The organism is Neptunomonas sp. ABH4_499, from assembly GCF_056160565.1.
In genome coordinates, this window is the sequence record NZ_JBSWXK010000003.1 from 29,564 (window position 1) to 54,812 (window position 25,249).

The 25,249-nt window shown below is 50.7% G+C and carries 19 protein-coding genes; 2 read left to right on the top strand and 17 right to left on the bottom strand.

The features are described 5' to 3' along the window. Positions 1 to 5 precede the first annotated feature (5 nt). The gene (locus ACXAF9_RS03445) at positions 6 to 266 is read right to left on the bottom strand and encodes a DUF4212 domain-containing protein (RefSeq protein ID WP_475070419.1); all 261 of its coding nucleotides are present in this window, start codon (positions 264 to 266) and stop codon (positions 6 to 8) included. 291 nt (positions 267 to 557) lie between these two features. Between ACXAF9_RS03445 and ACXAF9_RS03450 the strand changes: the two genes are divergently transcribed. Continuing rightward, positions 558 to 4,475, top strand: coding sequence for a hybrid sensor histidine kinase/response regulator (locus tag ACXAF9_RS03450; protein WP_475070422.1), 3,918 nt, complete (start codon positions 558 to 560; stop codon positions 4,473 to 4,475). Between the two features lie 68 nt (positions 4,476 to 4,543). Here ACXAF9_RS03450 and ACXAF9_RS03455 read toward each other — a convergent pair whose 3' ends face one another. The 9 genes from ACXAF9_RS03455 to ACXAF9_RS03495 all read right to left on the bottom strand — a co-directional run bounded on the left by ACXAF9_RS03455 (position 4,544) and on the right by ACXAF9_RS03495 (position 16,716). Then, complete coding sequence (locus ACXAF9_RS03455) at positions 4,544 to 5,212, bottom strand: response regulator transcription factor (RefSeq protein ID WP_475070425.1); 669 nt, start codon at positions 5,210 to 5,212, stop codon at positions 4,544 to 4,546. A 139-nt stretch (positions 5,213 to 5,351) separates the two neighbouring features. Next, positions 5,352 to 7,304 carry an acetate--CoA ligase gene (gene acs, locus ACXAF9_RS03460; protein WP_475070429.1) on the bottom strand — a complete coding sequence of 651 codons (1,953 nt, stop codon included), beginning with the start codon at positions 7,302 to 7,304 and terminating at the stop codon, positions 5,352 to 5,354. A gap of 194 nt (positions 7,305 to 7,498) precedes the next feature. Then, positions 7,499 to 8,941 carry a sigma-54-dependent transcriptional regulator gene (locus tag ACXAF9_RS03465; RefSeq protein WP_475070431.1) on the bottom strand — a complete coding sequence of 481 codons (1,443 nt, stop codon included), beginning with the start codon at positions 8,939 to 8,941 and terminating at the stop codon, positions 7,499 to 7,501. Then, positions 8,938 to 10,053 carry a sensor histidine kinase gene (locus ACXAF9_RS03470; RefSeq protein ID WP_475070434.1) on the bottom strand — a complete coding sequence of 372 codons (1,116 nt, stop codon included), beginning with the start codon at positions 10,051 to 10,053 and terminating at the stop codon, positions 8,938 to 8,940. Before ACXAF9_RS03470 ends, ACXAF9_RS03465 begins: the two co-directional genes overlap by 4 nt. Continuing rightward, positions 10,050 to 11,507, bottom strand: coding sequence for a sigma-54 dependent transcriptional regulator (locus ACXAF9_RS03475; protein WP_475070438.1), 1,458 nt, complete (start codon positions 11,505 to 11,507; stop codon positions 10,050 to 10,052). The genes ACXAF9_RS03470 and ACXAF9_RS03475 overlap by 4 nt, the downstream gene beginning before the upstream one ends. Positions 11,508 to 11,642: 135 nt before the next feature. Continuing rightward, positions 11,643 to 12,044, bottom strand: coding sequence for a flagellar export chaperone FliS (gene fliS / locus ACXAF9_RS03480; RefSeq protein WP_475070441.1), 402 nt, complete (start codon positions 12,042 to 12,044; stop codon positions 11,643 to 11,645). A gap of 81 nt (positions 12,045 to 12,125) precedes the next feature. Further along, positions 12,126 to 14,162, bottom strand: a complete 2,037-nt coding sequence (gene fliD, locus ACXAF9_RS03485; protein WP_475070444.1) for a flagellar filament capping protein FliD — start codon at positions 14,160 to 14,162, stop codon at positions 12,126 to 12,128. A 42-nt stretch (positions 14,163 to 14,204) separates the two neighbouring features. After that, positions 14,205 to 14,579, bottom strand: a complete 375-nt coding sequence (locus ACXAF9_RS03490; RefSeq protein WP_475070447.1) for a flagellar protein FlaG — start codon at positions 14,577 to 14,579, stop codon at positions 14,205 to 14,207. Positions 14,580 to 14,670: 91 nt separating this feature from the next. Further along, the gene (locus tag ACXAF9_RS03495) at positions 14,671 to 16,716 is read right to left on the bottom strand and encodes a flagellin N-terminal helical domain-containing protein (protein ID WP_475070450.1); all 2,046 of its coding nucleotides are present in this window, start codon (positions 16,714 to 16,716) and stop codon (positions 14,671 to 14,673) included. 212 nt (positions 16,717 to 16,928) lie between these two features. On the opposite strand from ACXAF9_RS03495, the gene fliT reads away from it, so the two are divergent. Further along, positions 16,929 to 17,234: a flagellar protein FliT gene (fliT, locus tag ACXAF9_RS03500; protein WP_475070452.1), complete on the top strand. Its 306-nt coding sequence runs from the start codon at positions 16,929 to 16,931 to the stop codon at positions 17,232 to 17,234. Positions 17,235 to 17,308: 74 nt separating this feature from the next. Here the strand turns inward: fliT and flgL are convergent, their stop codons facing one another. The 7 genes from flgL to flgF all read right to left on the bottom strand — a co-directional run bounded on the left by flgL (position 17,309) and on the right by flgF (position 25,206). Then, positions 17,309 to 18,571: a flagellar hook-associated protein FlgL gene (gene flgL / locus ACXAF9_RS03505; RefSeq protein WP_475070457.1), complete on the bottom strand. Its 1,263-nt coding sequence runs from the start codon at positions 18,569 to 18,571 to the stop codon at positions 17,309 to 17,311. 13 nt (positions 18,572 to 18,584) lie between these two features. Continuing rightward, entirely contained in the window at positions 18,585 to 20,612 is a 2,028-nt protein-coding gene (gene flgK, locus ACXAF9_RS03510) for a flagellar hook-associated protein FlgK (RefSeq protein WP_475070461.1), read from the bottom strand. A gap of 93 nt (positions 20,613 to 20,705) precedes the next feature. After that, positions 20,706 to 21,755: a flagellar assembly peptidoglycan hydrolase FlgJ gene (gene flgJ / locus ACXAF9_RS03515; RefSeq protein WP_475070465.1), complete on the bottom strand. Its 1,050-nt coding sequence runs from the start codon at positions 21,753 to 21,755 to the stop codon at positions 20,706 to 20,708. Positions 21,756 to 21,791: 36 nt separating this feature from the next. After that, entirely contained in the window at positions 21,792 to 22,847 is a 1,056-nt protein-coding gene (locus tag ACXAF9_RS03520; protein ID WP_475071115.1) for a flagellar basal body P-ring protein FlgI, read from the bottom strand. Positions 22,848 to 22,902: 55 nt separating this feature from the next. After that, positions 22,903 to 23,595, bottom strand: a complete 693-nt coding sequence (flgH, locus tag ACXAF9_RS03525; protein ID WP_475070467.1) for a flagellar basal body L-ring protein FlgH — start codon at positions 23,593 to 23,595, stop codon at positions 22,903 to 22,905. A 37-nt stretch (positions 23,596 to 23,632) separates the two neighbouring features. Beyond that, positions 23,633 to 24,421 carry a flagellar basal-body rod protein FlgG gene (gene flgG, locus ACXAF9_RS03530; RefSeq protein ID WP_475070469.1) on the bottom strand — a complete coding sequence of 263 codons (789 nt, stop codon included), beginning with the start codon at positions 24,419 to 24,421 and terminating at the stop codon, positions 23,633 to 23,635. A gap of 41 nt (positions 24,422 to 24,462) precedes the next feature. Beyond that, positions 24,463 to 25,206 (bottom strand): flagellar basal-body rod protein FlgF, encoded by a 744-nt coding sequence (flgF, locus tag ACXAF9_RS03535; protein ID WP_475070471.1) that lies wholly within the window; start codon positions 25,204 to 25,206, stop codon positions 24,463 to 24,465. Positions 25,207 to 25,249 lie beyond the last annotated feature (43 nt).

A 25,249-nucleotide genomic window follows, 5' to 3' on the forward strand; every position in this document is an offset into this window, starting at 1 on the left:
TGTTATTACTCGTGCACGTCGTATTTTTCATCGAGCTTGTTCATGCTGAACACGTAAGCCCAAATCAAACCGACGAAGACGAAAATCGCGCCCTGCTGACCAAACCAAAAACCCAATGGGAAACCAAAGAATTGGATCTCATTGAGTTGATCAACAAAGAGGATCGCACAGCCATATGACACGACAAACCAAATGGCCAGGTAGGTTACGATGATCCGGAGATTTTCACTCCAGTACGCCTTAGCGCTTTCACTACTGATAGACATAACACTTTCCTTAATTTTTGTTATTTGGATTAAGTGAATTAAGTAGACAGGTCGAATCTAACAAAGAGCTATGACAAAAAAATCCCCGACTTTAGTCGTGACGTTTTTGACTGCACAAAGCCCAGACAACGGTAATCGCCCACACTTAGCTTCACAGACCGACTTCATTCTCAGATTATGAAAGGGTTTGACGATCAACAAGGTAGACGATGGTCTAACGGAAACCATTAGGCATCGCACCGGTTTCAGTTACACTAGGTTTTTATCGGATTTACCAAGGACTTAAGTACGATGCTCTCTGGCTGGTTTATCATTCTGGTCTCGTTGTTGTATGTCGGTTTATTGTTTGGCATCGCGTACTACGGAGACTCCACCCGACAGGGTAAGTCCTACGCCAGTAACCCCATCGTTTACTCTTTGTCACTGGCGGTGTATTGCTCCTCTTGGACCTTTTACGGCGCGGTTGGACGTGCGACCGATTCGGGCTGGGAGTTTATGGCCACCTACCTTGGCCCCATCCTCGTTTTTACGCTGGGCTGGCGATTGATCGAGAAGATGATCTTGATCAGCAAGCAGCAAAACATCACCACTATTTCTGATTTTATCTCCTCAAGGTATGGCAAAAGCCAATCACTTTCGGTGATCGTGACCATCATCGCAGTCTGCGGCACCCTGCCCTATATCGCGATGCAGCTGAAAGCGGTTGCGATCAGCTACAACGCCATCACCCCGGCCGCTACCGAAGCGCTCAGCAAGGGCAGCGACACCGCATTATTTGTGGCCATTTTGATGGCGGTCTTTGCAATTTTATTCGGTACCCGCCACATCGATGCCACCGAGCATCACGAGGGGATGGTGCTTGCGGTCGCGTTTGAATCCACCGTAAAGCTAACCGTTTTCATTGCGGTGGGGATGTTCGTATCCTTCAATATTTTTGATGGCGCGTTTGATACGGTGGTTAAGATCGCCGAAGGCCTAGCCACCGAGCGAAAGTACCAAAGTTTTCTAGGTGACAGTTTTTTGACGGAGATACTCCTCGCGTGTGGCGCGATTCTTTGCCTGCCGCGTCAATTTCACGTCACCGTGGTTGAAAACACCCAGCTTAAAAATTTAGAGACCGCGCGCTGGTTATTCCCGCTGTATATGTTGCTGATGGGCCTGTTTGTATTGCCGATCTCCACCGCGGGGGATTTCTACTTCTCGGGCGAGCCAATCGACGCCGATACCTTCGTGCTGATGCTGCCCTTAGAAGCAGGCAACAAAACATTGGCGGTCATGGCATTCATTGGGGGGCTTTCTGCGGCCACCAGCATGGTGATCGTGGCCAGTATTACGCTTGCCACCATGGTGTGTAATGACATCATCATGCCGGTCCTGTTTCGTATCTCGGGACGTAAGTTGTCGGATCAGCGCGATGTCGGTTCTTTGCTGCTGGCGGTTCGTCGCATCACCATATTGGGCTTGATGCTGCTGGCGTATTTTTATTACCGCATTTTGGGTGATCAAGGGCCGCTCTCCTCTTTTGGCTTAATCGCCTTTGTTGCTGCCGCGCAGTTTTTACCCGCCATCATCGGCGGTATCTTCTGGAAAAAAGGCTCGCGCAAAGGCGCGCACGCAGGCCTTTTGGCGGGCTTTTTACTCTGGAGCTACACCTTGGTGATGCCAAGCTTTATGGAAGCCGGCATTATTCCGTCCGCCGCCTTTAACGCTTTTCTATTAGAGTATCCTTGGCTTACACCAACCGCCCTGTTTGGCTTTACCTTAAACGACCCGCTGACCAACGGCGTGTTTTGGAGCTTACTGGTTAACGCTTCACTGTATTTGGTGATCTCGCATTATGCGCCGCAACGCTTGGTGGATCGTATCCAAGCCAGCGCGTTTGTCGATGTGTACAACCCTGACTTGTCCCAACCATCACGCGCCCACAGTGCCGTTACCATAGGCGACTTACAGATCCTCACCGAGCGCTTTCTGGGGCTATCGCGTACTCAGCAAGCCTTTAACAACTACGCTTTGCAACGCAACGAGGAGCCGCCTCTGTCAGGCGATAAGGCGTCATCAGAGCTGGTGTTATTCACAGAACGCCTACTAGCCGGTGTCATCGGCGCTTCATCCGCCCGTATTGTGTTGGCCTCGATTCTGCGTGGTCGTGAAATGCAGATCGGCGATGTGGTATCCATTGTCGATGAAGCCTCGCAAGCACTGCGCTTTAACCGATCCCTATTGCAATCCACCATCGAGAACATCGGCATCGGCGTCAGCGTTGTGGATCAGCAACTGCGTTTGGTGGCTTGGAACCAGCAGTATGTGGATATGTTTGATTACCCCGAAGGGTTGATCTGCGTAGGTCGCGAGATTGAGGAGATCTTCCGTCACAACGCCTTAAAAGGCGAATACGGCCCAGGCGATGTGGATGATCAGGTGCGCCGCCGACTTCACAGCATCCGCACTGGACGACCACACCGCTATGAACGCTATCGCCCCGATGGCGCGGTTTTAGCAGTACGAGGCAACCCGATGCCGAACGGCGGGTATGTAAACACTTACCAAGACATCACTCAGCAAAAGCAAATCGAGGAAGCGTTACGGGAAAGTGAACAGAACATCCGTATCTATACCGATAATGTCCCGGTACTGATCGCTTACCTTGATACCGAACGACGTTACCTTTTTGCCAACAAAGCTTACTCTGAAGCCTTTGGCCTGGACCGTCATACCATTGTCGGTATGCCCGCCTACAAAGTACTGAGCCAAGAGGAATACGAGAAACGCCGTGCCTTTATCCAGAAGGCGCTCGAAGGCAAACGCCAGCGCTTTGAAACCGTGCTTCCCAGCCAGAACGAATCCCAACGTTTTGCCGAAGTCACTTATATTCCGCACATTGGCGAGTACGGCGATATTCTGGGTTACTTTACCCTTTATCAGGACATCACTGAGCGCCGCGAAGCAGAACACGCCCTACAAGTCACCAACGAGACGCTGGAGCAGCGCGTTAAAGAGCGGACCCATGCCCTTTCGGTCGTGAACAAGGAGCTGCGTAAAGAGAACACCATCCGCGCCTTGATGGAAGATGAGCTACGCCAAGCCAAGAGTGACGCAGAAGCGGCCAACTTAGGTAAAACACGCTTCTTGGCGGCCGCAAGCCACGACTTGCTCCAGCCACTGAACGCTGCGCGTTTGTTTGCCTCAGCGCTGGCTCAACAAAGCCATGACTCCCCCTCCACGAATGAATTGGTATCTAACCTTGATGGCTCACTGAAAGCCGCCGAGGAGCTGATCACGACCATTTTGGACATCTCCAAACTGGATGCTGGCGCCTTAGAGCCCTCCATCAGTCACTTCTCGTTGGATACACTCTTTAGCAACCTAAGCACCGAGTTTACGGCGCTGACCAAAGAGAAAGACTTGGCGTTCCATTATGTGAACTGCTCCAAGGTGGTGATTTCGGACCAAAAGCTTCTGCGCCGTATTTTGCAGAACTTCCTCTCGAATGCCGTGCGCTATACGCAATCCGGTAAAATCTTGCTGGGGTGTCGCCGCATTGGGCAGCAGTTGCGCATCGAAGTCTGGGATACCGGTGTCGGCATACCGGAGAATCGCCAACAAGAGGTGTTCGAAGAGTTTAAACGGATCGATAACCCCAAGCACTCCCAAGTCAAAGGCCTAGGCCTTGGCCTTGCCATCACCGATCGTATCGCCAAGATGTTGGGGCACTCTTTGCATGTGCGCTCCTGGGTCGGGAAGGGCACAGTGTTCAGTGTGGATGTACCGTTAGGTGACCCTGCCAAAGCCGTTGCTGCACGCCCTGAACAACGCGGCTGGATACGCTCTAAAGCCTTAAACGGCACCGCGACCCTAGTGATAGACAATGAACCGAAGATTTTGGAAGGGATGAGCGCATTACTGCAAGGTTGGGGCTGTGAAACCGCCACCGCTCTCTCTATTCAAGACGCTTTAGCATTGTACGATAACGATCACCCCATCCCGGACATCGTATTAGCGGACTACCACCTAGGCGAGACAGATACCGGCATCATGGCGCTCGAAGCCTTGTATAAGAAATGGGGTAAAGAGGTTCCCTCCTTGGTGATCACGGCCGACCGAACCGACGAGGTCAAAACCGAAATCAATGCCTTTGGCGCACATCTACTCACTAAGCCGATTAAGCCAGCGGCCTTGCGCGCCATGATCAATAAACTGAGAAATTAAGCCTAAAACCCTGCAACTGCCCCACAAAAAAACGGTGCCTAAGCACCGTTTTTTATCCTTACCAACGCTTAGTCTAGGTCGGTTCTTGCAGGGTCTACGCTTAAGCGCTGAGCGGCAATCACTGCCTGGGTGCGGGAATGCACACCAAGCTTACGTAAAATGGCGGTAACGTGTGCTTTGATGGTCGCTTCGGATACGTTGAGCTCGTAGGCGATCTGTTTGTTCAGAAGGCCTTCGGTCAACATGATCAATACACGGAATTGCTGAGGCGTGAGCGAAGCTAAAGCTTCTGCAAACTTACGCTCCTCTTCGGAGACATCCTCTTCGGCTTGTTCTGTGATCTCGCGTGGCAGCCACTCTTCACCCTCTAGGACCGTTACGATCGCTTCAGAGATGGTTTCAAGTGGTGCGGATTTAGGAATAAAACCCGATGCACCGTAGTCCATGGCGCGCTTCATCACACTGACGTCTTCACTGCCAGACACCACAATCACCGGCATGGCAGGATTTTGACCTCGTAAAAAGACAAGGCCGGTAAAACCATTTGTACCAGGCATGTGTAAGTCGAGCAGAACCAGATCAGCATCGCTGTGCTCTACAACGGCTTCTTGTACGGCCGCCAAAGAGTCGGTTTCAACAATCTCTACCCCTTCGATCGCCGAAGAAACGGCTTGGCGCAAAGCGGCCCGAAATAAGGGATGATCGTCAGCGATAATGATTTTACTGGCTAGCTGCATGCTTATCCTCCGGACGGTAGTTGTCCATTCCATTTTCAGGTTGTCGACAGATAGTACCACCTCCTGAAACGCAAAACTCCCCCGGAAGATCAACTAAAGGGGGAGTTTTCTGGGATGTTAGGCTAATTGATAATAGGGATTAGCCTTTGCGGTTCATTCGGTTTTCGATCAGATCGTCGACAACCGTAGGGTCCGCCAATGTAGAAGTATCTCCTAATGAGCCGTAATCGTCTTCTGCGATCTTACGCAGGATACGACGCATGATTTTACCCGAACGGGTTTTCGGCATGCCTGGCGCAAATTGGATCAGGTCAGGAGAGGCAATTGGGCCGATCTCTTTACGAACCCAGTTACGCAGCTCTTTCATCAGCTCATCAGACTGGTCGTAACCCGATTGCAGAGTCACGTACACATAGATGCCTTGACCTTTAAGGTCGTGTGGGTAACCCACAACCGCCGCTTCTGCAACGGCTGGGTGGGCAACCAAGGCCGACTCAACTTCGGCTGTACCCATACGGTGACCCGATACGTTGATAACATCATCTACACGGCCTGTGATCCAGTAGTAGCCATCTTCGTCACGACGCGCACCATCGCCTGTGGTGTATACACCTTTGTAGGTCGAGAAGTAGGTTTGCACGTAACGCTCATGATCACCCCAGATAGAGCGCGCTTGTGAAGGCCAAGAGTCGGTGATAACCAAGTTACCTTCGGTCGCGCCTTCCAGCGTTTTGCCTTCAGCATCCAACAGTGCTGGCTGAATACCAAAGAACGGACGGGTTGCCGAACCTGGTTTTGCCGCCGTCGCACCTGGCAGAGGCACAATCATGATGCCGCCTGTTTCGGTTTGCCACCACGTATCCACAATTGGGCAACGCTCTTGGCCGATGATGCGGTGATACCACTCCCACGCTTCTGGGTTGATCGGCTCACCGACCGAACCGAGCAGTTTCAGTGTAGACAGATCAGAGTCGCCCAGAACATCTTCGCCTTGCTGCATCAACGCACGGATCGCTGTTGGTGCGGTGTAGAATTGGTTTACCTTGTGTTTTTCAATGACACGGCCAAAACGGCTGTTGTCTGGGTAGCTTGGTACACCTTCGAACATCAGTGTGGTCGCACCGTTAGCCAGCGGGCCATAAACGATGTAGCTGTGACCGGTTACCCAACCTACGTCCGCTGTACACCAGTAGATGTCGCCTTCTTTGTAGTCGAACACATACTCGTGAGTCATGGACGCGTAGACCATGTAACCACCGGTCGTGTGCTTCAGACCTTTTGGCGCGCCGGTAGAACCGGATGTGTACAGGATAAACAGCGGATCTTCTGCGTTCATTTCAGTCGCTGGGCAATCTGCAGAGGCGTTAGCAACCAACTCTTCGTACCACTTATCGCGGCTTTCGTCCCACTCAACGTCTTGATCAACGCGCTTAACAACGATCACGCTCTCACAGCTTTTTGCGGCACCTTCGTGCGTCAGGGCTTTGTCGACATTTGCTTTCAGTGGCACCACTTTACCGCCACGCAGCGAGTAGTTAGAGGTAACAACCACTTTAGAATTCGCGCCTTCAATACGCGCTGCCAACGCTTCTGGTGAGAAACCACCAAAGACGATGGAGTGAACCGCACCGATGCGCGCACACGCCAGCATCGCAACCGCGGCTTCAGGGATCATTGGCAAATACAGCGTTACAACGTCGCCTTTTTCAACCCCTTGGTTTTTCAGTGCGTTTGCAAAGCGGCTTACTCGCTCGTGCAGATCACGGTAGGTGATGTTTTCGGATTCGCTTGGATCGTCGCCTTCCCAGATGATCGCCACTTGGTCGCCACGCTTTTCAAGGTGACGGTCTAAGCAGTTATAGGCGGCGTTTAGGGTACCGTCTTCGAACCAACGGATGTCCACATTGTGCGGGTCAAACGAGGTGTTCTTAACAATCGTGTAGGGTTTGAACCAATCAAGACGCTTACCATGCTCACCCCAGAACCCGTCAGGATCTTTCACCGACTGTTCATACATGGCTTCGTATTTTGCGTTGTCGATGTGTGCCTGTGCAGCCGTTTCTGGACTGACTGGATATACCTTTTCACTCATGGTGATGCCCTTCGCTGAATTTATTTTAATTTTCTGTCCCTATGCCCATCGTTATCGTTTTTATCGGTGATGGCAAGCGGAATGACTTATACAGATTTATACCCAACCGCGTGCAAGCCCCTGAATTAGACATTGGTCTATCCGGCCACCTCCGATAGTATTAGCAAGCCCTTTTTGCCCGTTTTTTCTTAAACTTAGGGCTTAATCAAAGCATCCAAATCGATGCCATCCTCTCGAATCTTCGCCAATTTGTATCGAAGTGTACGAGGACTGATGTTCAGCATTTCGGCGGCTTCTTTTCGGGAACCTTTTGTTGAGCGAAGTGCATCAATGATCAATTGATACTCATGTTGTTTAAGTCCATCCCCTAATGCGTGATTGGCCGCAGCCTCGGATGGGTTCTCGTTTGAGGCGGGCAATACAGGTGCATTCGATGAAGGACTTGAAGCAGGTGGGACAGATGCCACAGATGAAGGTGACACCGGTTTGATAGCGGGCGTATCCAATGAGATCGCACCGGTATCCAGATGAAGATCTAACGCCGTAATGGCATTGCCCCCCTGAAGGATCAACGCCCGCTGGATCACATTATCCAACTCGCGCACATTCCCAGGCCAGATATGCTCGCGTAATTTTTGCTCCGTTTCGGGCAAAAACGCCGCTTGGGCGCGCTTCATTTTTTGACAGTACTTTTCCAGTAGTCGTTTCGCAAGCGGGACAATATCGGCAGGTCGCTCGCGAAGGGGTTTCCATTGCAGCGGAAACACGTTCAAACGGTAGTAAAGGTCTTCCCGAAAGTTACCCGCTTGAACATAGCTGGCTAAATCCCGGTTGGAGGTCGCCAAAACACGCACATCCAATTTGATGGTGCTTCGCCCACCGACCCGCTCCACCTCTTGCTCTTGCAATACGCGCAACAGCTTGGCTTGCAGGCCGATGTCCATCTCGGTGATCTCATCCAACAGCAAGGTGCCGCCATTGGCTTGTTCAAACTTGCCCGGTTGGCTGGTGACCGCACCGGTGAAGGCGCCCTTTTCATGACCAAAGAGGATCGCTTCCAACATGTTTTCGGGGATGGCCGCACAGTTGATGGCGACAAAAGGTTCGTCATGACGCGGGGATTGTTCGTGGATGTAGCGTGCTAACACCTCTTTACCGGTTCCGGATTCGCCAGTGATCAACACCGTCGAGTCGGTTGCCGCCACACGACGCGCTAACTGCAACAATTGCTGGCTTGAGGGTTCTTCTGCGATCGGCTCGTTCACACCGCTTTGGGAGCCACTGGCGTATTGATGGATCAGATCAATCAAGGCCTCAGGTTCAAACGGTTTGACCAAGTAATCCACCGCCCCTTGGCGAATCGCCTCAACCGCTTTACCCACTTGCCCAAACGCGGTGATCAAGAGCATCGGCAAGGTCGGAAACTGCTCTCGAACATAGGCAAGCAGTGCATGACCATCCATGCCAGGCATGTTCACATCCGAGACCACCATATCCACAGCGCGCTCTTTGAGCCTTAAGATAGCCGTTTCGCCATCTTCAGCTTCGATGGTATTGATGTTGGATAACTCCAACGTATCCACCAAGGCCTCACGAAGGTCCAGATCATCCTCGACGACCAATACAGTTAAACTCATGCTTGTTCTCCTTCGTGTGTCGCTTTGGGCGCCCAATAGGGGATGCTCAGTTGCGCGCAGGTCCCTTGGCCTTCAATGGAGGCGATCTTAAAATCCCCTTGGTGCGCTTTCGCCACCACCTGTGCAACCGCCAAACCCAAGCCTGTACCGTGTGACTTGGTGGTAAAAAACGGCTCCATCGCTTTTTGAATCGCTTCTCGGCTCATGCCGGGGCCTTGGTCGATCACTTGGATCAAAATACGCTCCCCTTCTGGGTAGGCTTTAATCACCAAAGGGTGAGTGTTCCCCGCCGCCTGCAGCGCGTTGTTCACAAGGTTTAGAATCGCCCCAAGTAAGATCTCTTTATTGCACTGGATCACATAGCCTTCGGCGAGGTTCTCAAGATGGCAATCCGCATCGTGCTGGGCTAAGGGCAAATCCAGTTGATCATCAATGGCAGTAAACAGTGCTTCCAGTGTGATGCGGTCATCCAACTGGGTTTCACCGCGGGCAAAGATCAACATATCTTTGACTTGCTGCTCTAGGTGGATCAGACGGTCTTTCACTTTGCGCGCAAAGCGCACTCGCTTTTGATCGTCCAAGCTCTCGCCGGTTAGATGACTGGCGTACAACAGGGCCGCCGATAACGGTGTGCGGATTTGATGCGCCAATGACGCCATCATGCGGCCCATCTCTGATAATCGTTGGTAATGAGACAAGCGCGATTGCAGCAAACGCGTATCGGTCTGATCGGTCAGCAACACCAGCTGACCCGGCTCGTACTCCAGTGGGCGTGTTAATAAGCGCACCTTACGGCCATCTTTTAACGAGATCTCGATCCCATCATCTTTTTTTGGGGAAAAACTGCGCTGAATGATGGCCACCCAACTCTCGCCTTTCAGCGGCGTGCCCAGTAAGGCTTCTGAGGCGGGGTTGCACTCCGACACTCGACCGTACCGGTCGATCAACAAGACGCCGGCGGGCAGTAAATCCAGCAGTTGGCGCATGCGCTGTACGGCAAGGCCTCCGGCGCTGTCCAGAGCGCCCTGCTCGGACAGTTGCGCTTTAAGGCGGGCGTTTTCCGCTTTTAAACGCTCTAATTCAGTGAGTTCTTGGCTTTCTTGATCACTCATGAAGCTACCCGTTCAATGCCGTATTTGCGCATTTTCTCAACCAAGGTGGTGCGACGAATCGATAAGAGCTCGGCAGCACGTGCCACCACAAACTGGGTCCGTTCAAGCGCTTGTTCAATCAAGGCACGCTCAATCGTTTCAAGGTGCTGTTTAAGGTCGATACCGGCTTCAGGGAGCGTATCATGCTGCCCCCGTGTGGGTAATTCACCGCGGATCAGATCCGACTCGTCGGCGATCAGATCCCCAATGTCATCCGCCCCTAAACCAAGGTGGCCTTGGTGTTGATAGCGCTCGGGGGTTGGTTCATCAATGTGCCGAAACTTTGTGGGCAACTCAGATACCCCGATCACCCCATCCGGGTGCATAATCGCAAGACGCTCAATCAGGTTAGAAAGCTCCCGCACGTTGCCGGGCCACTCATGTTTTTGGAGGGATTCCAACGCGGTTCGTTGAAAGCGAAGATGCCCAAGCCCTGATTGCTCCGCCTGTTTAGCAAACGCGTGAATAAGGCGTAAGAGATCATCCTTGCGCTCACGAAGGGGTGGCGTTTCGATTGGGTACACGTTGAGTCGGTAGTAAAGATCCTCTCGAAACGCTTCGTCAGCGATCATGCTTTCAAGGTGTTTATGGGTTGCGGCAATGATGCGAACATCCACCTCAATGGTTTTGGTGCCGCCCACCCGTTCAAAGCAGCGCTCTTGAAGGACACGCAACAGTTTTACCTGCATGGCGAGCGGCATATCGCCGATCTCATCCAAAAAGAGCGTACCGCCATTGGCCATCTCGAACCGCCCCACTCGGTGGGATACAGCGCCGGTAAACGCGCCTTTTTCATGGCCAAACAATTCGCTTTCTAAAAGCTCTGGCGGGATAGCACCACAGTTGACGGGGACAAACGGCCCGTCCGCACGCTTAGAGTGCTCATGCAAGCTTCTGGCAACCAACTCTTTGCCCGTACCTGACTCACCGGTGATCAGGACATTTACATCCCGATCTTTTACCTTGGTCATGCTGCGCTTTAGGTTTTGCATCGCGCGGCTATCACCAATCAGGAGCGGGAATGGATCGTAAGCAACCTCAGGCATTTGTGCTTCACTGTTTTGGTACACCTGAGTTTGATGCAAGATATCGGTTAATAGTTCAGCATTAAGTGGGCCATCGAGCCTACGGATGATTTGATGCTCGCTGGTGTCGCTTAAGGTTTGCTCATCGCTCCAAGCCTCCAGCAAGCACACTCGCACATTTGTTTGCCGTTCCCGTAGGCTTGTGAGCATCTTTTCAAGGGAGACCGGCAATGAACATTGTCCCAGTAACACGATGTCGGTGTCATCTGACAAAGTTGGGGATGACAGCCAATGGGCGAAAGAGTCGCCCTGATACGTCAGCCCCATAAATTCAAAAATACTGGCTAACGATTCGCGTCTATCCTGATGATCATCAATAAGCCGTATCACGCTTATGCCCCTGTCAGATTATTAACGCCATAAATTTGACACACTCAACCCACCCTGACAAGCACTGATCACGACGAGCGGTGAAAAGGCCACAAAAAAAGCGCTCTAGGCGCTTTCTTCGTCGAGTTGGGTCGATTACGCAGGCAGCTCTTCGGGCACTTGCATCTCTACCCAACCGGATTTGATCTGCAGCATCAGGTTCATGACCTCTTGGATCTTTTCTGGGTCTTTTTCACGGTTGGCTTGCATTAAGCTTCGCACCATATAGTCATAAAGCGCGTCCAGGTTACCGGCAATCTCCCCACCTTTTTCGTGGTTCAGAGAGTCTTTTAAGCCAAGCACAATGCTCGTCGCTTTGTTAATCTGCTCTGTGCGTAAGCTGATATCGGAACGCTCAATCGCCCCCTTAGCCGTTGCCATTGAGCGCAGAGCACCGTCCATCAACATCGTAATCAGATCTTTAGGAGACGCGGTAGCAACCGCAGCGCGAAGATCGACAGTTTTGTATTGTTTCAGGGCGGTTTGATTAATGCTCATGGGTCTAACCTCAGTGCTTTTTTGATCAGTGCTGAACAGCAGCAATGATCTTAACGATTCATAAAAAGGGTATCGGCGCGCTTAGTTGTTACTTGAGGTATAAGGCAGCGTATCGAACAAGCTGGCGACTGAATCCCCCGTCGACTGAAAGCTTGCAATAATCGCTTCCATTGCGGTGAACTGAGCCGTTAGACGCTCTTCGTACATGGTGATGCGACGATCTAAATTATCTTGATCATCATCCAGATTATCCAACTGGGTGTTCATATTATCTTCACGCATCGCAATGATGCCGGAGCTATCATCAAGGAAGTTATCCACTAGCATGGTCAATTCACTCGCTAAGCCACGCGAGAAACTGAACGTATGAGAACCCGTTACACCTTCTTCAATGGTTAAGTTCAAACCATACGCATCCGTCCCAACGGACGGTAAAAGGATGTTACCGGAGCCAAACGCAGACTCACCATTAATAGTGCCCACCACATCCTTACCGGCAGTCGATGTTGAGGTCGTCGAGAAGCCTGTAGCGCTGGCAAACGCATCACCAGCAGCCGAGAATTTCACTTTTGAAGAGGCACCATACTCTTTGGAGTTAAACGTAATCACGCCACTCTCATCGACCGACACCTCAACTCCGGTATTGATCGACTTTAGGTTCTCATCGTTGTTGATCAAACTTGAGATCGCATTAGCTAACTCGTCCGCTGTATTGAACGTACCAGATAACGTTAGTGTCTCTGTCGATGTACCGTCTACCGAGACTTTGAAGGTGTAATCCGAGCTTTCATCCGTTGAAAAAGCCGCAAACGCTGCGTCACTAACAACCGTTCCTTTTGAAGGCGGAGTCGTAATTTCAACGTCATAGGTACCCGGCACAGCTTCGCCCGAATAGCTACCCATCCCTACTGTTAAACCACTGGTGCTGGCCGATGTTTGAGGTGAGAATATCGCCGCTACCTTTTCGTAGTTATCGGACATCGCTGCCGAAAAATCATCTTCGACGATCTCTAAGGTGCCATCCAATTGAGTTCGGATACCTAGGTTAGTCAGCGCATTAAAATCATCTACGCCACCCACAGCACTGGTCATCAGGCTGCGCACTTGAGCTAACAATGCTTTAGCGGTGCCATCCGACGATAAGGTTCCGGCTGTGGTTTCTTCTGTCTCCGAGTCTGTAGCCACACCCATTAGGGTTTTAGCCGATTCATAAAAGGTGTTGTAAGCATCCACAAAATTGCGGATCTCTTCCTCGGCGGTGTCTCTATCCTCTGAGATCGTAAACGCAACCGTCTCACCTGGTGATGCCTTAGAGAGAGAAAAGTCTAGCCCTTCGATAACATCATCGATCTCATTGCTGTCACGAAACACCGATAAGCCGTTGATTTTAACTTCGGCACTCTGACCTTTTAATGTCTCGGTCATGTTAGCCATATCACCAAGGCTGTAATTAAAAGAAGCTAGGCTTGCATCGTCGGAGGTAATCTCTAATGCGTTTTTGCCGCCGGCTTCTGCGTTGATCATCAGTTGGTAGCTACCATCCACTTTCAATACAGACGCTTGAATGCCGTTACCTGCTTCATTGATTTTATCGGCGACATCCTGAAGCGTATCGTCCGAATCAATTTCGATGTTTAGGGAGTTTTTATCGATGTTTTCAGTAAAACCCGTTGGGTCATCGGTCGTCTCATCATAAGACCATTCACCAAAGCGAATCGTGAGATTCCCGGACATATTTAGACTGGCATCTTTAGACTCAAACGTATTGGCTGCGACCAAGGTTTGGGCTTGGGCAAGCGCTTCAACACCAATTTGAAAGGTTCCGGTTTGCGCATTTGCATCCAAGGAGTTAGCGACAAACATATCGGTATCGGGTACCGAGGCGCTTCGCGAGTTGAACACATCGCTGTTGGTTAATGACGAAATCGAAGATTGCAAGGTAGATAGACTGCTTTTCAGAGTACCGTAAGCCGATATCTGAGCTTCAAGCGTCTCTTTTTTGGTGTCGATACGACTTTGAGGGGCTGACCGTTCTACTTCAACCAGTTGTTCTACCAGGCTTGTTACATCAATACCGGAGCCTGCGCCTAACGATGAAACGATGCTACTGGTAGTCACAACTCTATCCTCCCGCAGGGAGTACTCGGTCTAGAGTACTCCTTACGCTTCTTCATTAAAGATAAGGCCCAACATACCTTCGATATGTTTGGCTAATTTCAGTGTCTCCTCAGACGGAAACTGACGGATCACCTCTTGGGTGTTCTTATCCATCACTTTAACGACCAAGTTCTCGGTATCTTTATCCACACTGAAATTTAAATTGTGTTGCCCGGTTTCCATAAACTCGTTGAGTTTTTCAACCGCAGCTTCCACCTCTTCTACCGACATCTGAGTAGCTTGGTTAGCACTCGATGCCTGGGACGCTTGATTATTACCATTCGTAATCGCGGCGTTACTGCTCATCTCCGGGCGCTGATTAACCAGGTTTGCCGATACACTCGAAGCGGCTGTTGCGTTCATTGATTCGACAGACATTTCACACCTCCTGAACAAAAAATCCCCCACCGACGGTGGTGAGGGATTTCTTCAGTTAGTCTAGTTCATAATCGCACTAGGCGCCGTGTGCTTACTGCAGCAGGGACAGTACGTTCTGAGAAGACGCATTCGCCTGAGCCAGCATCGATGTACCTGCCTGTTGCAGAACCTGCGCACGACTTAGGTTTGCAGATTCTTCAGCGAAGTCAGCATCCTGAATTCGTGAACGTGCAGCCGATACGTTTTCAGATACGTTGCTCAAGTTGTTGATGGTGAAATCCAGACGGTTATTGACCGCACCCAAGTCACCACGTGTTTCGTTAATGGTTTCCAGCGCGTTGTCGATTACGCCAATCGCTTTCTGAGCACCTGCAGCAGTAGAGATATCGATGCTACTGATGGCAGCTCCAAAAGATCCACCAGCCTGACCATTTGAATCAAGCAAACCAGATTTGGCTTTAGCTGCCGCTTTTTCAGCCGCAGTACCATTATTAGCATGCTCAACACTGATCGGGTTACCATTGTCGCTGGTTAGCTTGATACCACCTTCAACTACTGCCTCATCAGCGATAGCTGCAGCCGCACCGGTGCCTTCAGTTATCGTTACACCCTCAGCTGCGGCATCCGCTACTGCAGTTGTACCGCCAGCATCATCATCAGTGAAAGTAATCGAACTTACATCACCTTCCAGAATCACTCGTGTACCAGACAGACTAGCGGTCAAGCCCGTTGAGTCTTTAACAGCATTAAACGCATCTACAATACCTTGAGTATCAGTGGCCGAGCCCCAGTCTACATCCGTACCATTGACCACTGCGTTACCAGCAACGTTCGCAAAGTCCACGCCATCAAAATCAATCGCCACACTTGAGAACGCCGTCGCGGTTACACCACTCTCGTCACTCACTGCGTTGATTGCGTCGAGCTTATCGGCCAGGCTGCCAGATTCACTCGCTCCAACGTCGACACCATTGATCGTAAGATCACCCAAAGCAAAGGCGTTCCCATCAACTGCAACACCCTCAACCTCACCCTGCACATCGTTTTCGCGGAAACCAAGAGAATCTAGCTGTGCTAAAGTACCTGTAGAACCACGAGTAATCTCGATTGGGTCACCATTGTCAGAGGTCAATACGAGCTGTGCCGAAGAGGTACTCATAGTACCTGTCGCACCAGCGACGTCTGTGAAGGCGATACTGGATGAGTCTTGAGCAGAAATGGTTAGCTTGCCGTCATCGTTTACAGAAGCCGAAATTAAACCGCCACCTTCTTCGTTCAGCTTGCCGATTAACTCGTCCATATTTTCAGTATCAGTCACTGTGATAGCGGCGCTAGTACCATCTAATTTATTGACTGTTACCGTTAACTCGTCACCTTCAGCCAAAATACCATCACCGATGGTTTCAGCTGTAGTGGTAGAAATAGTGCTGGCATTTACACCGTTGACGTTTGCATTGATTTTGTTAACCAACTCATCAGCATCGTCCGTTGCACCATCAAAAGTTTCACCTTCAGCCATAATAGACTGACCGTTAATCAATACATCGTTATGGCCAAGTTCAGAAGCGCCCGTCAAGCTCGCAAGGGTGGATGTACCACCTAACAGATCGACGCTGGTAGAACTCATTCCCAATGATTTAGAGTCCATTGAACCAATGTTCAGGCTGATGGTTTGGTTCGCTTCAGAACCGACTTGCAGGTCTACTTCACCCAAAGTGCCATCCAGAATGTTCAAACCGTTAAACGCTGTTGTTTCTGCGATACGGTCTAATTCTTCAACCAGCTGACTCACCTCTGCATTCAAGGTTGCACGGTTACCAGAGTCGTACGTTCCGTTGGCAGACTGGATAGACAGTTCACGCATACGCTGCAGGATGTTAGTAGACTCATCCAATGCACCTTCTGCGGTTTGTACCAAGGAGATACCGTCGTTCGCGTTACGAACCGCCTGATTCAGACCATTAATCTGAGAGGTCATACGGTTAGAGATCGACAGACCGGCTGCATCATCCGCTGCAGAGTTGATGCGCTTACCGCTGGTCAAACGTTCCATTGCTGTGTTCTGCTCGTTCTGAGAGATGGTCAGATTACGTTGAGCATTCAGCGACATAATGTTGGAGTTGATTACCATTGCCATGAGACTTTCTCCTCATTCAACCTGTACTTACAAGTTGCTTGTGTTTACTTCCGGCTTTGCGGTAACGCGTTTGTCGCCGGTTGTGATCATTTAACGACCTATTGTTAGGATGCTTTAGTGTTTCTTTTTTTCTCGTTATATGGCAGCGTTCTGCCTTGTACTGAAATTTATCGGCACTAAAAAAATCCGCTTTAGCAATAAATGGCATTTTTATGAAAGATCAGCTGGAACAACTGTTTGAATTAACTAAAGAATTATTGAATGCGTCGCAAAGCGGTGACTGGCAATCTGTTTCAAACGTCCAATCTAAACGCGAAGTGCTTTGCCAAGTGCTTGAATCTATGGACAAACCCACCGACCCAAAATTAGGCGATGAACTTCGGCGTTTAATACAAGAGATTCAGCACATGGAAAGTGAAGCCCTAATATTGATTCGGGCTCAGAAAAAAAATGTGATGGATCAGCGAAAAAATCACAACACAGGGAAGAAGATGACTAAGGCGTATAAAAGCCTTTGATGCTTAATTGTACTTTCTTTGAAAAAATCTCATAAAAAAGCCCATCTAAGATGGGCTTTTTTCCGCTTTAGATATTAATTGATGTAATCAAATAACGATAACTGAGACACTCGTCCAAACACTGCTTGGGAGGCTTGCATGGTAGTCTCTTCCAGTGCATAAAGACTTAGCACCTCTGCAAGGTCTGCATCTTCCAACTGAGAGATCGCCGTTTGGGTAAACAGCTTAAAGTCATCATTGGTACTGGTAATTTGCTGAATGCTACTAAGCCTTGTCCCCAAGGTAGCAGTTGCCTCTAGCACACGATCATCCGATTGCTGGATGTAATCCAAACTTGTGGCTAACGCTTCACTTAAATCATCACCAGACAGCTCACGCAATGAATAAGACAGCTCTTGCGCAACGTCTAGGATGTTCTTCTGCTCGGGTTTTACATTAAGCGTAACACTGCTGGTTTCAGACACTCCCGGGTTGGTCGGAATGCCACTTAGATCAAACTGAAGCCCTTCGAAATCAATGGTATCGCCGCCTGTAAATGCAGTCGGGGCAACCAGCTCATTACCGGCTGAATCAGTGATGGTATAACTCAGATTACCCGCACCATCGTTAGTCACGTTAACATCAATGGTACCTAAGTTTTTAGTGGCCGTTGTAAACTGATCTTCTAGGGCTTCACTGGCAAAATCTGTTTCGTAGGGCACACCTGCAGGTGGAACCGTAACCAAAGAGCTGCCTGCAGCGACGGATTCGCCGGTCATATTGACTTGCAGACGCCCTTCCACCGATTCGAATAAGTAACTGCCAGAATCATTAGAAGCTACGTAGAGTTGCGCCCCCACCTGTATGTTACGCTGACCATCATCGCCGTTGTATTCGTAGCTGCCATCAGCCTTAAGCTCATAAGGCTGTGTACCACCTTTACTACCAGCGAATAAGTATTCACCCAGTGAGTCTTGGGTGTTCATTAGTCCTGCCATGTATTCCGTTAGCTCATCGACCTCTTGGGCGATGGTCTCTCGGTCAGCTGACGACAATGTCGCATTACCTGCATAGATAGTCAGCTCTTTTAAGCGTGTTGAAGCGGTGTACACACCGTCTAAAATCGACTCTTCCATCTCTAAGCGGCGCTGCGTAACGTTGATGTTGTCTTCAAACTTCTCGTATTGAGCCAACTCACGCTCGAGTTTCACCAGCTGAGCCGCGGCCACCGGGTCATCGGATGGGGTTTGCAGGCGTTTACCGGATGAGCTTTGCTCTTGCAACTCAGCTAAGCGCGTCTGGTTTTGCTGCATGTTATCGATCGATTTTAAGTACTGTTGTTGGGTACCTATACGCATGTCACCACCTCACTTAAAGGCTGCTTAGCAACGTATCAAACAAAGTCTGAGACGTAGAAATTAATTGAGCCGACGCTTGATACGCTTGCTGGAACTGCACAAGTTTGGCCGCTTCCTCATCCAGGTTGACGCCCGACACACCCGCTTTGGCCTCCTGAGTGGAGGTCAATACCGATTTATTGGCTTGCAACGTAATATTCGCTGTTGAGGTTCGGGTACCGACGCGCTCCACCAAGGTGCCGTACATATCTTGATACGAGCCATCGATGCTCAAGTCACTGTCTTGCAGATCCGACAGTGCCAACGCCACTCGGTTATCAGAAATACCGTCCTTATTAAAGGTAAAACTGAACCGGTCGCCCGCTTGAGGTAGGTTTTTGATCGTCACCTCATAGCCGTTTAACTGGATGCTTTCGCCGGCTTCGTAAGTAATGTTTTGCAGGGTTTCTGCTGTGCCATCCCCATCGGAGTCAAACTGATAGGGCACCGGGTGATCCGGATCGCTCATGTCATAGACGGTGTACTGCATGGGGTCTGCGTTGTTGAACACAATATCCAATGGCGGTTCCAGCTCGCCATCGTCAGCAAAGGTCAGCGCTCTAAAGTCCGTTACGCTGGCACTCGCCACGCCCGTGCCTTCATTTTCTGTACTGGTTGTCACTCGAATGGGCGACGCCAGTGCTAGCTGATCCCCATCGTTGACCACCAGCCCTAAATCTTCGGCACCGGTGCGCACCGGCTGAATAACAAACTGATCGCCAATGGCCATGTGCTGGCGGGTATTGAGCGTCACTTTCATGCCATCAATACCAAAGGTCAGCTCATTGGAGCTGGTGTTCAGGTAGTAGTTACCTTGCTCCACGCTGTACGCATCGGTCACTTCATCGAGTGCGTTAATGCGGAACACCTTACCATCGCTTTCACGTGTTAACGTAATGCGGTTATCGCCTTCATACAGCAGAGTATATTCGCTGGCTTGTAACTGGCTGATGTCTTGGATCTCGACCAGACCATCTTTTAAGGTCGAGGTGTTATCGCTGTCGGCCAAAATTCGTGTGCGTTGGAGCGATGCCGAGTTAACGTCGGTAAACAGCAAACCACCTAACTCGTTATCCATATCGATACCGGACTGGTGTAGCTCATTCATGCTTTCTGAAAACACGACGGCGATGCGGCCGAGCTCATCCCGCGCTTCGTTCAGCGCCTCTTCGCGGTATTTCAATGCACCGCCGAGCTGGCCGCCACTGAGTTGATCGGTAACATCCACCTCTCGACCTTGCACCGACAAGGCCAGGTTTACTTGGCTAGCGTCTGGGTCACCTGGAATGGCAGTTAAAGTGTTGGCGGTTTGACCCACCACCAAAGGTTGTCCGTTACCCACATAGAGGGCTAACTGGCTGTCTTCTTGCTCGACTACATCCACGCCGACGATTTCCGATAGCTGGTTGATCAGCTCTTCACGCTGATCTTTTAGCTCGTTGGTCGGTTGGTTGGCCACTGTGCCAACTTTAATTTTGTAGTTAAGGTCGGCAATATTTGTGGTTAAGGTGCTGATCTGGTTCGAGAGATCTTCCACCCGATCATTGATCGCCTCATTCTGAGTTTGCAGCGTCGCATCCAAATTATTGAATCGCTGAACCAAGGCATCCGCCGAGGCGACAAATAGCTCTCGGTTGGGCGTTGAGGTTGGGTCATCGACAACATCCTGCAGCGCACTGAAAAAGTTATCCAACGCCGCCGACACACTGGTGGAGTCAGTGGCCAAGAGGTTATCCAAGCGGTCGGAGAATTCAGAAAAAGTCAGTGACTGGTTATAGGTCGAGATATCCGACCACATCTGCTCAGTTAAGAAGCGATCCGTAATTCGGTCGATGCTCTCGACCGTAACACCCGAACGGTACTGGACCGTATTGAAATACACTTCTTGGCGGCTGTATCCATCGGTATTGACGTTCGAGATGTTCTGCCCAATCGTACCCAATGCCGACGAGTTGGCATTCAACGCCTGAGTACCGAGATTTAACAAGTCATAACTGGACATGAGTGGGCTCCTGAACGCACAAACGCTCTATTGATGGAATTCAACAATATTAGCGGCCAGAAAGAGTAAAACTTTAGGAAGATTTCGGCGTAATTAGCCTTCGGACGAGCCGCTATTGAGCCCCATCGCCATGATGCGATTTTCGAAAATATCGGTTATCTTTTTCGCGTAATTTGGGTCGGTGGCGTAGCCCGCTTCCTGAAGCTTATTCAGGTATTCGGAAGGGTCGTGTGCAACATTGAGCGCTTCTTGGTAGCGAGTACTGTTCTTCAAAAAATCGACATAATCCCGAAAGCTGTCAGCATAGGAATCGTACTGCCTAAAATCAGCGCGCTCTTTTTGGGCAATGCCGTCACGGTACTCTAGGGTATTGACCGTAGCTCGGTCACCATCCCAGCTACGCCCTGCTTTGATGTTAAAAAGGTTATGACTGCTTTGGCCATCACTGCCTTGGATCACATATTTACCCCAGCCAGTTTCAAGCGCTGCTTGGGCAAGCAAGACTTTGGGGTCGACACCTAATTCAGGTGCCATCTCCTCGGCGAGCGGCAATAGACTATAGACAAACTGCTGTGGCGATTCAAAACGCTCTGGCAGATCTTCGGTTTGACGCTGCGCCTTTGCACTAAGCTCAGTGATGGTTTGATCGATTGGCGTCACACCCGGCTCTTGATGGGTTAGCCCCTCATCCGAGCCGTACAAACGCCCCAAGGCTTGGGAACTTGCACTGATGGCACCGGTATCGAAAGCGCGTTGTAAAAGACGCTCCGAATCCGATACCTCTCCGACTTTTTTGTCATCATCGCTGTCCATGCGGACATTGAATTGCTGACTTAATTGACGCACCAACACATCCGCCAGACCAACGCCGCCCCCAGAGGCCATCTCCGTGGTCATTTGGGAGTCCAGCATGTCTTGATAAAAACGCACTTGAGAGCTGTTGAACACATCATCACTGGCGAACGCTTCGTTGGCCTGGCGCATACTCTTCATCATCATGTTGAGAAAGATCTGCTCAAACTGCTCCGCCACATCACGCAGCGCTGCTTGCTGATCTGTTTTGGCTGTGCGCTTGAGCGACTGCAGCTGGTTCAGATCAGCATAGAAGCCTGGGTCTGTATCGGTTGAGCTTTTAATGGCCATAAAACACCTGTGTTGTGATCGCTGATCAATTTATCATCAAATGACGATCAGTTCCGCTTTTAATGCACCGGCTTGTTTGAGCGCTTCCAAAATCGCCATCAGATCACCAGGCGCTGCCCCCACTTGGTTAACCGCTTCCACAATATCCTGCAAAGAGGTCCCCGGGGAGAACTCAAACATATGGCCAGAGCCTTCATCCACTTCGATACCGGTACGAGGGGTGATCACGGTTTCACCCTCACCTAAAGCATTGGGCTGGTTAACATCAAAGTTTTCGGTGATCGCAACCGTAAGGCCACCGTGTGTAACCGCCACCGGAGAGACTCGCACATCTTGACCGATCACAATCGTACCGGTGCGGGAGTTGATGATCACCTTGGCGACCTCTTCTGCGGGTACGATTTCAAGGTTTTCCAACACAGACACAAAAGAGACGCGTTGGGCCGCATCACGCGGCGCGCGTACACGAATAGACGTTGCATCCATGGAAGCCGCGGTACCGGCACCCAGCAGACCATTGATCGCCTCGGCCACACGGCGGGAGGTGGTAAAGTCGGGGTGATTCAGGTTCAAGGTTAAGCTATCGCCATACGCAAAGGCATTAGGAACAGTACGCTCAACGCTTGCGCCATTTGGGATACGACCAACGCTCGGCACATTCACCGATAAACGTGAGCCGTCCGCGCCTTCAGCACCAAAACCCGACACAATTAAATTACCTTGCGCAAGGGCATACACCTGACCATCCGCCCCTTTAAGCGGGGCCATCAACAGGCTGCCGCCTCTTAGGCTTTTTGCATCACCAATGGTGGATACCGTAACGTCGATGGTTTGACCCGGCTTTGAAAACGGCGGCAACTCGGCATGAATCGCTACCGCGGCAATGTTTTTAGAGCTTGGGCTTGTGGTCGGCGGAATCGCCACACCAAAGTTGTTCAGCATGTTACGAAACGTTTGGGAGGTAAAGCTGGTTTTATCACCGGTACCGTCCAAGCCCACGACCAGGCCGTAACCCACCAATTGGTTGTTACGTACACCCGCTACCGAGGTAATGTCTTTCAGGCGCTCAGCCATCGCAGTGGACGTTAGCATCGCCCCTATGGCAAAAACGACGACTTTAAACAGATTTGCTTTCATACATCACCTCTTAGAAAGGCCACAACGGGCTGATAAAGAACTTCGCCAACCAACCCATCACATTCGTATTATGAATTTCGCCAGAGCCACTGTAGGCGATGCGTGCATCCGCCAGTTTAGTCGACTCTACCGTATTGTCCGCTTCGATATCCTGTGGGCGCACCAAACCACTGATGGTGATGTACTCATCACCCTGATTTAGGGTCAGCCACTTCTCGCCCCGTACCACCAGCACACCGTTTGGCAACACCTCGTGAACCGATACGGTGATATTGCCACTTAGGCTGTTGCTCATATCCGATGTCCCCTCGCCATCAAAGGTGTTGGACGAGGTGCCGCTATCCACCGACAATGCAGAACCAAACACGCTTAGCCCCGTACCAAACAAAGTTGGATTAGGCAGCGACGTGTTCGAGCTTTTATCGGTTGAGGTGCTGGCCGACTTGGAAGATTGGGTTTGTTCACTCAGGACAATCGTAATGATGTCGCCAACCCGATGCGCACGACCATCACTGTAGATGTTCATGCTGGTTGCGGCATTAAAGATCGCCCCATCCACCGGTTTAGGCTGCGTGTACTGCTGCGGTGAAACCGGCGCGTAATAGGCACGATCAGGTTTTACTGGCTTATTAACACAGCCCACCAACACCATCGGCAATACAAGCGCCATCAAGGCTGTTTTTGTCATCTGAGTGATATTCATATCTTTAACCCATCGGATGATGTTTATTAGCTTCACATTAAAGCTGCTGTGTAATGAACGAGAGCATCTCGTCGGCCGTTGAGATCACCTTAGAGTTGATCTCGTAGGCGCGCTGCGTGGTGATCATGTTCACCAGCTCTTCCACCGCATTCACGTTGGACGCTTCAAGCATCCCTTGGCGAACAATCCCCAAACCCTCTTCACCCGGTGCAGCCACTTGAGGAGCACCACTTGCGGCGGTTTCAATGAAGAGGTTTTGACCAATGGCCTGTAAGCCTTGCGGGTTTACAAAGTCGGCAATTTCAAGGGTGCCGATCTGTTGCGGGGTTGCATCCCCAGCCACCACCACTTCAACGGTGCCGTCCACACCCACAGTAAAGGTTTGTACATCATCCGGCAGGGTGATCGCAGGCTCGATTAGGTAGCCCTCGGCGGTAACCAACTCGCCATCAGCGGTTAAGTGGAATTGGCCGTTACGGGTGTAACCGATCTCACCATTGGGCATCTGTACCTGGAAAAACCCGCGCCCATCGATTGCCACATCAAAGGTTTCGTCGGTCACTTGTACTTCACCGGTGGTGAACATTTTTTGCGTGCCGACAATGCGTACCCCATTACCGACCTGCAAGCCGGACGGCAACTGGTTGCCTTCGGCCGTTGTTTCAGCACCTGGCTGGCGCACCGTTTGGTAGAGTAGATCTTCAAAGACCACACGGTCTTTTTTGAAGCCAACGGTGCTGGCGTTCGCCAAGTTATGAGAGATGACTTTTAGCGATGTGTCCTGAGCCGTTAAACCCGTTTTTGCTACAAACAGTGCCCCATGCATTGCTGAGTTCTCCTATGCCTTATTTCGTGTTTAACGTCTTATTAACTCAATGACAAAATCGACGTTGCGGATGCGGCGACCTCTTCGGCAGTCTTCATCATCCGGATATTCATTTCATACTGGCGTGCTTCGGTGATCACACTGGTCATCTCACTGACGGCGTTCACATTGCTGGTCTCTAGATACCCAGAGCGCACCCGTACATTCAAATCTTGCGGCTGTACGGCCAAATCATCGGCGTACATCAAGCCATCGGTTCCTTTAAAGCTGGCTTCGGGGTCCAGCGTGACTAACTTAAGCTGATCCACAATCGCAATCTCAGCGGCCGCTTCACCCAATGGGCGAATGGTAATCGTGCCGTCACTACCGATATCGATTTTCTCGGCCGGTGGAATCACAATCGGCACTCCGCCGTTGCCCATCACCGGCAAACCGCTGCCTGTCACCAATTGGTTGGCGACATTGATTTGCAGCTCACCACCGCGGGTGTAGCCTTCGGTGCCGTTTGGCCCGATCACGGCCAACCAACCATCACCATCGACGGCAACATCCAGGTCACGACCGGTCTGCATAAAGGTGCCCGCCGTACGGTCGGTTGCCGGACGTTCGCTTTGGGTATAAACGCGTGACGCAAACCCATCACCAAACACTTGCATAGAGCGCGCTTGCTCTAAATCCGCTTTAAACCCTGTGGTATTGGCATTCGCTAAGTTATTTGCATGGGCCTGCTGGGCCAGCATGTTTTCTTTAGCGCCACTCATGGCGATGTAAACCAACTTATCCATAACGAGACCGGAAAACCTTTGCCGCTTTTTATCAGTTACATAG